Origin of the sequence: Gordonia sp. N1V (assembly GCF_029269935.1) — a bacterium.
Taxonomy (GTDB): domain Bacteria; phylum Actinomycetota; class Actinomycetes; order Mycobacteriales; family Mycobacteriaceae; genus Gordonia; species Gordonia polyisoprenivorans.
The window spans coordinates 24,246-35,139 of sequence record NZ_JARJDD010000030.1 but is presented as its reverse complement, the minus strand read 5'-3'; the positions used below and the strand labels follow the sequence as shown (position 1 = coordinate 35,139).

General features: G+C 65.2%; 8 protein-coding genes. All 8 read left to right on the top strand.

Annotated elements, in window-relative coordinates; translation table 11 throughout:
• Positions 1-104: 104 nt before the first annotated feature.
• The 8 genes from P3L18_RS25680 (at position 105) to P3L18_RS25645 (ending at position 10,846) form a co-directional block, all read left to right on the top strand.
• Entirely contained in the window at positions 105-2,153 is a 2,049-nt protein-coding gene (locus P3L18_RS25680; RefSeq protein ID WP_265077217.1) for a hydantoinase/oxoprolinase family protein, read from the top strand.
• 45 nt (positions 2,154-2,198) lie between these two features.
• Positions 2,199-4,211 (top strand): hydantoinase B/oxoprolinase family protein, encoded by a 2,013-nt coding sequence (locus P3L18_RS25675; RefSeq protein WP_265077218.1) that lies wholly within the window; start codon positions 2,199-2,201, stop codon positions 4,209-4,211.
• A gap of 167 nt (positions 4,212-4,378) precedes the next feature.
• Positions 4,379-5,995: a thiamine permease gene (locus P3L18_RS25670; RefSeq protein WP_276115707.1), complete on the top strand. Its 1,617-nt coding sequence runs from the start codon at positions 4,379-4,381 to the stop codon at positions 5,993-5,995.
• 248 nt (positions 5,996-6,243) lie between these two features.
• The gene (locus tag P3L18_RS25665; RefSeq protein WP_006368878.1) at positions 6,244-6,627 is read left to right on the top strand and encodes an ethanolamine utilization protein; all 384 of its coding nucleotides are present in this window, start codon (positions 6,244-6,246) and stop codon (positions 6,625-6,627) included.
• 34 nt (positions 6,628-6,661) lie between these two features.
• Positions 6,662-7,246 (top strand): dimethylamine monooxygenase subunit DmmA family protein, encoded by a 585-nt coding sequence (locus P3L18_RS25660; RefSeq protein WP_079931956.1) that lies wholly within the window; start codon positions 6,662-6,664, stop codon positions 7,244-7,246.
• Positions 7,243-8,247, top strand: coding sequence for a PDR/VanB family oxidoreductase (locus tag P3L18_RS25655; protein WP_079931955.1), 1,005 nt, complete (start codon positions 7,243-7,245; stop codon positions 8,245-8,247). Before P3L18_RS25660 ends, P3L18_RS25655 begins: the two co-directional genes overlap by 4 nt.
• On the top strand, positions 8,244-9,785 hold the full coding sequence (locus tag P3L18_RS25650; protein WP_276115706.1) for a DUF3445 domain-containing protein: 1,542 nt from the start codon (positions 8,244-8,246) through the stop codon (positions 9,783-9,785). The genes P3L18_RS25655 and P3L18_RS25650 overlap by 4 nt, the downstream gene beginning before the upstream one ends.
• Positions 9,782-10,846 carry a PDR/VanB family oxidoreductase gene (locus P3L18_RS25645; protein ID WP_079931953.1) on the top strand — a complete coding sequence of 355 codons (1,065 nt, stop codon included), beginning with the start codon at positions 9,782-9,784 and terminating at the stop codon, positions 10,844-10,846. The genes P3L18_RS25650 and P3L18_RS25645 overlap by 4 nt, the downstream gene beginning before the upstream one ends.
• The last annotated feature ends 48 nt before the right edge of the window (positions 10,847-10,894 follow it).

Here is a 10,894-nt window from a genome sequence, read left to right as displayed (position 1 = left end):
TTCTCCAGCCTCGCGGTCATCCGAGTTGGGTGTTGAACCAATTGTGGCCGTGGGCCTTCGGGCTGTTGTCTGTGTGCGACAGCGACACCGTTCAGGAGGCACCCATGACCGAGGCCATCAGCAGTCCCACGATCCGCACGGCCGTCGACATCGGCGGGACGTTCACCGACGTCTTCGTCCAGCGCGGCGACGGCCGGATCGTCACCGCCAAGTATCCGACGCAGGCGAATCCGATCGAGGGTGTCCTCGCCGGGATGAAGCAGGCCGGAATCGACTGGAGGGACGTCGAGTTCTTCTCGCACGGAACGACAATCGCGACCAATGCGCTCATCACACGCAACTTTCCCAAGATCGCGATCGTCACCACCAAGGGGTTCCGGGACGTAACCGAAATCCGACGCGGCGATCGCGAGTCGTGGGATCCGTACCAGGAGGTGGCCAAGCCCTTCGTCGCGCGACGCAATCGGCTCACCGTCACCGAGCGCATCGGCTACGACGGCAAGGTCCTCGAGCCGATCGATCAGGACGAGGCCCGCGAGGTGGCCAGAGTTCTGCGACGCCGCGGAATCGAAACGGTGGCAGTATGTTTCGTGAACTCGTTCACCAATCCCGAGCATGAGGAGGTGATGGCCGAGATCTTGGCAGAGGAGCTGCCGGGCGTGGCCATCACCACCTCGAGCGACGTGCTCCCGGAGATCTTCGAGTACGAGAGGTTCTCCACGACCGTCGCCAATGCCGCCCTGGTCCCGATCATCGGTCCGTATGCCCGGACCCTTGAGTCGCGCCTGGCCGAGAGCGGCTACGACAACGACGTGCTGCTCCTTCATTCGGGCGGCGGTGTGATGACACCGGCGATGGCCGAGAAGTACGGTGCGCGCCTTGCCGCTTCGGGTATCGCGGCCGGAGCGCTCGCCAGTCGGCACATCGCCCGGATGTGCGGCTACGAGAACTCGATCGGGTTCGACATGGGCGGGACGTCCACCGATGTGTCCCTGACCGACAACGGGGTCCTCGGTACCACCAACATGTGGAGCGTCGAGTTCGGTTATCCCATCTGCTTTCCCAGCATCGAGGTGTTGACCATCGGCGCCGGCGGGGGCTCGATCGCCTGGCTCGACGATGCGGGCTCGCTGCGCAACGGGCCGCAGTCCGCGGGTTCGGAACCCGGGCCGGCGTGCTACGGCGGTGGTGGTGACCTCGCCACGAACACCGACGCCAATCTCATCCTCGGAACCGTCGGCAAGAAGCTCGCCGGTGGGGTCAAGGAGCTCGACGACGAGCTCGCGCACGCCGCCGTCGCCACGATCGCCGCCCCGTTGGGGCTCGACACCGAGGCCGCAGCGCAGTCGATCATCAAGGTCGCCAACGCCAACATGGCCGATGCGATTCGACTCATCTCCATCCGCAAGGGACACGACCCCCGGGACTTCGCCCTGGTCGGCTTCGGTGGTGCCGGTCCACTCCATGTTGCTTATCTGGCAAAGGATCTCGGCATTCCAACGGTGATCATTCCGCCCCATCCCGGTGTCACCTCGGCGATGGGGTGCATGCTGGTCGACATCCAGCACGACATCACCACGATGTACCTCACCGATGCGAGCGAAGCCGATCTCGACCATCTCGTCAGCTCGTTCGAGGACCTCCGTGAACAGGGGCGGGCCCGACTCGAGGCCGAGCACGTGGCAGCCGAGGACATGGTCTTCGAGTACTACCTCGACATGCGGTATATGGGTCAGTGGCGCGCGATCGCGGTGCCGGTGAGCATGCCGCTGACGAGTCTCGACGACGTGGTCGCGACCTTCCACGCCAACCATCTCAAGGAGCACAACTTCTCTGCCGAGGACGGCGGGGTGGAGATCTATCGGATCTCGGTGCGCGCCATCGGATTGACCCCGCGGACCGACGCTCCGCGCGCCGAGCTCATCGATCCGGCCACCTTCGCCCCGACGCCGACCGAACTGCGCTCGGTCCTGTTTCCCGACGAGGCCACCCGACTCGAGACGCCGGTGTACGACCGCGGCGAGCTGCCCGCGGGAGCAGTACTGCAAGGTCCGTGCATCATCGACCAACTCGACTCGACGACGGTAGTTCCGCCACAGACGACGGCGACCGTGGACGAGTGGGGAAACCTCATCCTGACCTTCGCCTCCTGATCTGTTCCCGAAATACATTGCCGCCCTACTGAACAGGAAAAACCCATGCCAACCTCGCTCGATCCGGTGACCTTCGAGGTCCTCAAGAACGCTTTCATCAACACCGTCGACCAGATGGCTGAGCAGATCCTGCGGACCTGCTACTCATTCGTCATCTATTCCCGCGACTTCTCTTCGGCCATCTGCGACACCGAGGGAAACACGGTCATGCAGGGCACCGGCGACATCGCCGCGCACGTCGGCACGTTGCACTACACCGCCAAGGCGGTCATCCGTCAGTTCGACGGTGACATCCACCCCGGTGACGTCTTCGTCATCAACGACGTCTACGAGGGCGGCAGCCATTTCAACGACACCCGCATCATCCGACCCATCTACTACGAAGGCGAACTGCTCGGCTATGCACAGGCCAATGGGCACTGGGCCGACGTGGGTGGGGCAACGCCGGGATCGTTCAACGTCAAGGCACTCGATCACATGGGCGAGGGTCTGCGGATTCCGCCGACGCGCCTGTGGAGCAAGGACGAATTCCTCACCGACGTCGCCTATCTCATCGCGAAGAACACCCGCAACCCGCGCGACATCATCGGCGACATGCAAGCCCAGGCGGAGGCGACACGGGTCGCCGAGCGCGAGATCCAACGACTGTGCGACAAGTACGGTGTCGAAACGATCAAGACGGCGATGGCCGAGGTCCAGGATTACGTCGAAGACCTGACCCGCGCCAAGATCGCCGCCCTGCCCGACGGTGTCTGGTATACCGAGGATTACATCGACCAGGACCCGGCGCGCGGTGAGGGGCTCATCCCGGTGACGATGAAGATGACCATCGAGGGTGACCGCGTGCACTACGACCTCAGCGGGTCACATGCCTCCATCTCCTCGATGCTCAATGCGGGTTTCGGTGGGTCGTTCGCCGGCATCGTGGCCGGTACGAAGATGCAATTCCCGGATATTCCACTGAATTCCGGCTTCTATCGGGTGGTGACCGCTGATCTCGGTCCGGCGGGCTCGGTCGTCAACGCCGATTGGCCTTCTCCCTGTGCGGGATTCTGCTCGGGTCCCTTCGAGAAGATCATGAGTTCGGTCTTCGAGATCTGGTCGGATATTCAACCGGAGCGTGCGATGGCGTGCACTTTCAATCTCGAGTATCTGCTCGTGGGAGGCCGCGACAGCAGGGAGGACGGAAGTCCGAATTTCATGTGGTACGACTGGATGATGGGCGGCTGGGGTGCCCGCAACGGCGCCGACGGCTACAACGGATCGGCCGCCGTCTTCGGAGTGCAGTACGGCACACAGCCTTTCGAAGGTCAGGAACGCTTGGCCCCGGTTCTCACGTCCTGCCATGAGCTCGTTCCGGATTCGGGTGGCCCCGGGAAGTTCCGTGGCGGCCTCGGAGCGGAGAAGGGCGGTCGACTGTGGGCGAGCGACAACACCGTCATGTCGTACTGCTGTGACCGGGAACGCTCGGTGACCTGGGGGCTGTGGGGCGGGTTGCCGTCGATTCCGCATGGTGTCTGGCTCAACAAGGGCACGCCGGACGAGCAGTATCTCGGTTCGATCTTCGCGGCCCTGCCAATCAAGTCGGGCGACGAGTTCACCCGTCCCTCGGCCGGCGGAGGCGGTCTCGGCGATGCCCTGCAGCGTGATCCCGCCGCGGTCCTCGAGGACGTCATCGATGGTTACGTCAGTATCGGCCGCGCGGAGAAGGACTACGGCGTGGTGATCCGCGAGATCGATCCCGAGGTCTTCGAGTACGAGATCGACGAGGCGGCGACTGACCTCGCGCGGTCCTACATCCGATCGCATCGGCACGAGTGGATGCGCCGGGACCCGAAAGAGGTCGCCGACGAGTATCGGGCGGGCCTGATCAACGAGATGGATTGTGTACGCCAGTACGGCGTCATCCTCAACTGGGGTACCGGTGTGGTGCTCGAGAACACCACCACACAGTTCCGCGCGATGTTGCAGCGTCGAACCATCACGCACTGGACTGACGACCCCGCAACGGATTTCGTCAAGGACACCCTGCGCATCGAGCAGTCCGCCACCGTGTGAGGCCGACTCGCGCGCAGTGACGCGCCGGCCCGTATCGGTCGGTGCCTTCCCACACCAAACGCTTTCCACACCAAACCCTTTCCACAACAACCCAATGGCGGGTCGCGGCAATGACGCCGTGGCCCGCCATCGACTTTCGTCAAACCTTTCGGCACAGAGGAGTACTAATGTCAACAGACGCCCAACCACTTGCCTCAGGCAGTCTGCCGCCGGCGGAGATCACCTACACCGATGATCCCCATGTTCTCGAAAAAGCTGCTGCAGAGGACTATTCACTGCACATCGTGCCGCTCTCGTGGCGCACCGGCCGCGTGTCGGTCGCCATGGCCTGGTTCGGTCTGATGAGCGCGATGTTCTTCGTGGTGGTCGGCGCGACAGTCGCCCTGGCCGTTGGAACGATCAACTCCCTCATCGGGATCGGTCTGTCGGTCATTGCCTACGGGCTCATCAACGCCGTCGCCGCGCGGGTGGCCAACACGACGGGGACGAGCGTGTCGCTGTTCTCCCGGGTGCTTTTCGGCCGAGCTGGCTCGGCTTTCGCCGCGGCATTGTTCGGCATCACGATCACCTACTACGTGGTCGCCGAGGGTTCGATCGTCGTCTCGGCGCTGCATGCCTATTTCGGCGGGTTGCCGATCGCGTTCTGGGCGTTGATCGTGGTCCTCTATCAGGCACCGTTGGCGTGGCGCGGGGTGGCGACCTGGCTGGACCGGCTCAACGGCCTACTCCTACCGCTCTACGTGCTGGGACTCGTGGGTTCGGTGGTGTGGGCCATCGTCGAGTACGGCTACAGCGACGAGTGGCTCACCTACACACCGTCTTCGAGTGCCGATCTCGGCGTGCCCGGCTGGTGGTATGCCTTCGTCATCTACATGGGGGTGTGGGTGGTGACGATGATGGCGTGGGACTACGCCCGTTTCGGTCGTCCCGCCGATGTGAGGTTCAACTCGCACATCACTTTCGGCACGCCCTTCTACGTCGCGGCCCTGCTCGTCAATGCGGCCGTGGGAATCTTCCTCGCGCAGACGATCTCGATCGCCGGCGCCCTGAGCGAGGAGTCGGCGATCCTCGGGATCATCTCGATGATGGGTATCTGGGGCCTGCTCTGGGTGCTCGTCAGTCAGACGCGGGTCAACAGCGGCAACTTCTATCTCGCATCGACGAACTTCCAGAACTTCTTCGCCCGCACCGTCAAGTTCTCGATGCCGCGCACATTCTGGGTGATCGTGGTAGCTGTGGTCGTCTATCTCATGATGCTCACCAACGTGCTGAGCTGGATCACGGTCTCGCTGCAGTATCAGGGCGTGCTCATCGTCGGCTGGGTGGCGATCGCATTGACCCACATCGGCTGGATGCGGGTGCGGGGTATGAAGGCGGAGTCGCTCGAATTCCGGCCCGGCCGTGTGCCCGCGATCAATCCCGGTGGCGTCACCGCGTGGGGTGTCTCGGCCGTGGTGGGTATCGCCATGGTGGCCGCAGGTGGTTCGGCCGGTGCCGTGTGGGCGCCACCGGTGTCCTTCGTGCTCGCCGCCGTGATCTACGGGCTGGCGCTGAGGTTCAGCAAGCCGGGCTGGTTCACGATGGAGCGTCCGCACGATCCTCGCGACGAGGTCGAGGACATGTGGGAGGCGCGTATGCGTTGCCACGCGTGCGGTGACAGCTACATCGCCTATGAGATGGACCGCGATCCGTCGGCTGGTCATCAGCTGATCTGTTTGGCGTGTGCATCAGACGAGGTCGGATTCCAGCGTGCGGCCGACAGGGAAGCTGCGCATCGTTCATGAGGTCTGCCGCCTCACGGTGAGTAGACAGTGCAACGCCTATGTGTGCCCGGGTCCGACAGTTGTCGGACCCGGGCACACGTGGTGGACAACCCGGGCAGAACTGCCCGAATTTCCCACCGCTGGACATGTTGCCTGTCATTCAACACAGTCGTCACACTCTCGAAACAGTCCGAGAGTCTAATCACAGGCAACAAGTTTCCTACGGTGATCCAGTTCCCTGGAGAACCGACCGACCAGAAGGAGTAGATATGACCGTCGAAACCAACAGCGCACTCGAGTTCCGGGTCACCAGCGGAGCGTGGGAGAACCTGCCGAAGATGCCCGAGTCCGAGTATCCCGGAACCGAAGGCTTCATCGGTGACGTCTATGAAAACCCTGACGGCAGCGAGATGTGCTCGGGCTACTTCGAGCTCCGTCACACCGACGCGCCGCTGTACTACGAATATGCCTATGACGAGATGAAGGTCGTCCTCGAGGGCGAGTTCCTGCTGGAGAACAAGGAGACCGGACAGAAGACGGTGGCCAAGGCCAAGGACGCGATCTTCTTCCCGAAGGGCTCCAAGATCTACTTCAGCACCCCGAGCTACGCGCTCGCGTTCTACGCCGGGCATCGCGACTCCACCCTGCTCTGAACCGCCCGACCCTCCGGAACGGACCAGTTCTGCCATGACCACCTCTGAGATCTCGGCGGAGACCGCCGCCCAGATCCCGTTCAGCAGCATCCCGGCGTGGGCACGCCCCGCCGGGCTCGGCGAGGTCACCCCGCCGAGCGCCGACCGCACGCCCGACGGCGCGTCGTACCTCGTCATCGGAATCGGTGAGGCCGCGCACGCGTGGGCTACCGAGCGGGTCGCCACCCTGCCGTCGGGCAGGCCGAGCACACTCATCTGCGTCGAGACGCCCGCCGAGGCCACCGACGCGCTGCGGGATGCGCTGGCCTCGGCGACGGTCGGTGTGCGCGTGTACGTGGCCGGACCGGTCGGTGCCTGTCTGACGGTGCGAGCGGCGGCGGTCACCGCCGGGATCGAGGACGACGAACTCGTGGTCGAACCCGTCGGTGCCGGCCCGATCGACGTGTTCTGTTCGCATTGTCGGACGGTCACCTCGGCGCTTGCCGATATCGACGACATCGTCGACTGCACCGGTTGCGGCCGTGGACTTCTCGTGTACTACCACGTCTCCCGCAGACGCGGCGCGTTCCTCGGGTTCATGGCCGACGCCGAGACCCCGAATCGAGAGGACACCGCATGACCCTCACGACCAGTCGGCCCGCCCGTTCTGTCCCCGAGGACGGCACGATGACGTTGCGCGTCACCTCGATCGTGAAGAGCGGCCGCGACATCCGCACCTTCACCTTCGCCGACGGTGCACGAGGATCCGGCTGCGCCGACGGCGTGCCGCTACCCGGCTTCGTCCCGGGCAGCCACCTGGTGGTGCGGGCCGGCCCGTACACCAACGCCTACAGTCTTGTGTCCGACGGCACCGCGCCCACCGAGTATTCGATCTCGGTTCTGCGCGTCGCCGACGGCGCGGGCGGCTCACGCTGGATGCACAGCCGACTACAGGTGGGCGATGAGATCCGGGTGTGGTTGCCGCGCAGCGCCTTTCCGCCGATCGCTCGCGCCACCAAACACCTGCTGATCGCCGGTGGTATCGGTGTCACGCCGATCCTCTCGCACCTGCGGGCGGCCCGCCGCTGGCACCGTGACACCCAAGTGCTCTACACCTTCCGGCCGGAGAACGCCGCGCACGTCGACGAGGTCACCACCCTCACCGACGGCCGGGCCGAACTCTACACCGTCCGTGCCGATTTCGTGACCAGGCTGGCCGAGGTCCTGACCACGCAACCGCTGGGAACCCACCTGTACGTCTGCGGACCCGGCGGGCTCATCGACCACGTCGTCGACTCCGCGAAGGCCGCAGGCTGGCCGGAGTCACGAATCCACTTCGAGCGCTTCGGGATCGACGCCCTCGATGCCGGCGATCCCTTCCAGGTGCACCTGACCGGTAGCGAGATCACACTCGACGTCCCGTCGGGCACCAGCATGCTCGAGGCCATCGAAGCGGCCGGCGTGGCCGTACCCAACCGGTGCCGTCAGGGTGTGTGCGGTGAATGCCGCATCCCCGTCACCGCAGGCACCCCGATCCACCGAGACCTCTACCTCAGTGCCGAGGAGAAGAACGCGGGAGACGCAGTGATGCCCTGCGTTTCCCGCGCCGCCGACGGATGCACCCTGGAGATACCACTGTGACCATCGATCTGCCACCTGCCCCGGCCCCCGACGCCGCCGGTGACCTCGTCACCGGCTTCCCGTTCCCCTTCCCCGAGGATCGCTACCGCTACAGCACCAACGTCGAGCCTGCGGGCACACCCAGCGTGACCGCGGCCGGCCAGTGGGGTGCCGCCGTGGTCGACATCGACGCCGAGTACCATCACGAACTCGACGCTCGCGCAGCGGTTCTCGCGTCCGATCCAACCCGCCACGCCGTCCTGCCGCACATGGTGCCCGCCGCCTGGGACGCGATGCTCACACTGATGCGCGAGCTCGCCCTCGCCTACCCCGACCACATGCACCTGACCGCCACCGGCCCCGACACCTGGCAGTGGCGTAACGACCTGCTCGGTGTCGAGGCCGACTTCCGCTACGGCGACCAGGCCACGCTGGGTGAGGAACCGTTGCGCTACATCACCTCTCAGGTCCAGGAGGATGTGGCCCTGCTTGATCAGCGTGACGAGCAACTCTTCGTCGACGCCGGAGTCATCACCTTCGCCGCCGACTGGAGCTTCGGATTCGACGTCGGCATGAGCTTCCTGGAGATCCACGGGCCGGTCCCGCGCGTGAAGAAGATGGGCGTCATCACCCGCGCCCACGAATTCCTCAAACGCCTTCAGCCACATCAGCCCTACCGCCGCACCAACTGGACGCTGACCATCGGCCGCCGACTCGACGTCTCCACCGAGATCTACCCCGAATGGGGTCCCGACCGCGAGACGATCGCGCATGTCGACGACACCGAATTCGGCGCCCTGGTGCATCTTCGCGTCGAGGTCCAGCACCTGATCCGGCTGCCCGACTCGGGTGCGCTGATGTTCCTCATCCGCACATACATGCTTCCGTTGGAACAACTCGCCGGCGTCGAGCCCTGGCGTCGGCGCGCCGCCGACGTGCTCGCCGAACTGCCCGCAGACATGGCCGACTACAAGGGCATCATCAAGTACAAAGACCGTGCCGCCCAATGGTTGCGGGATGCCGCGCCGACGCCACCGAGTCCCGAGCCGCACCCCGGGCTGCCGCGGTGGCCGGCCACGCCACCCGAGGTGAACCTCGAGGCCGCCGCCTTCCTCATCGTATCGATCGGCGGTGATCCGTCGGCTGCACAGACCGCGCGCACCTGGGTCGCCAAGGCCAGCGAATCCGGGGCCACCCGACTGGTGGTCCTCGATACACTCACCGACGCGGACGATGTCGCGACGCTGCGGCGCGCACTCGACGAGTCCGTCACCGGAACCAGGGTGATGATCACCGGTGGTCAGTTCGATGTGATGATCGCACTCGCCGTCGCACGAGCGGCCGGGGCAATCGCGGACGAACTGTCCGCCCATGTCACCTCTACCGACGATCTGCCGGTCTACTGCGCCCACTGCCACACCACCAGCCGCATTCTCGCCCGCCCAGGCGAGACCGTGGACTGCCCGGGATGCTCGATGAGAATCGAGATCCACGAGCATCATTCGGCCACGCGTGGAAGTTTCCTCGCCTCCGCCGCCGACGCCGGGGAGCTGTCATGACCGGAGCTGTGGTGACCCGAGCTGCTTCGAACGGGGTCGACGACGCCGACGTATCCGCGGCGGGCACACATCTGCACCCGGGTTATCACACCGGACCCCGATTGATGCGTGTCGTCGAGAAACGCGCACTCACCGAGTCGGTCACCCACTTCCGATTCGTTCCGGCCGACGATGACGGTCCGTCGCTGGTGCCGTATCAGCCGGGCAGCCACCTCATCGTCACGATCGGTGCGCCCGGAAGCACTGTGCGCAACGCCTATTCCCTCGTCGACGACGGGCTGTGGCCGACCAGTTACGGTATCTCGGTCCTGCGACGCGGTGAAGGCGGCGGATCGGATTGGTTGCACGACACACTCACCGAGGGGTCGACGGTCGAGATCGAGGGTCCCCGTTCGATGTTCGCGCCCGTCCTCGACCAGCGGCACGCGCTGTTGATCGCCGGCGGCATCGGGATCACCCCCATCCTCTCCCACGTCCGGGCGCTGGCGCGCGATTCTCGGGTGACCGCCGAGGTCATCTACTCCTATCGGCCCGGGCATGGCGCGCACCTCGATGACCTGCGTGCGATGGCGTCCCACGACGGCATCACCGTCCTGGAGGCCTGCGGGGTGGAGGAAACCATTTCCGCCATCCGATCGCGAATGGCGGTGCAACCGTTCGGTACCCATGCGTATGCGTGCGGGCCTGCTGCGCTCCTCGACACCTACACCCAATTGGCCGCCGACGCCGGGTGGCCCGCGGCGCGCGTCCATCTCGAGCGCTTCGCCGCACCCGAACAAGACCCGGGGGACCCGTTCTTGGTTCGGCTCGCCTCCACAGGCGAGCGCCTCGACGTCCCCTCCGGGGTCTCACTGCTCGAGCGCCTTCTCGATCACGGCGTCGCGGTGCCCAACCTGTGCCGGCAAGGAGTGTGCGGCGAATGCCGCATCCCGGTGCGGGCAGGTGCCGTGCTGCACCGTGATTTCGTCCTCGACGACGAGGAAAAGACCGCGAACACCGCGATGATGTGCTGCGTATCGCGTGCCCTGCCCGACAGCCCTGAGATCGAGGTGGACCTGTGACCCTCACCCCGCCCCTGACCGCATCGACATCCACTCCGCCGAGCCCTG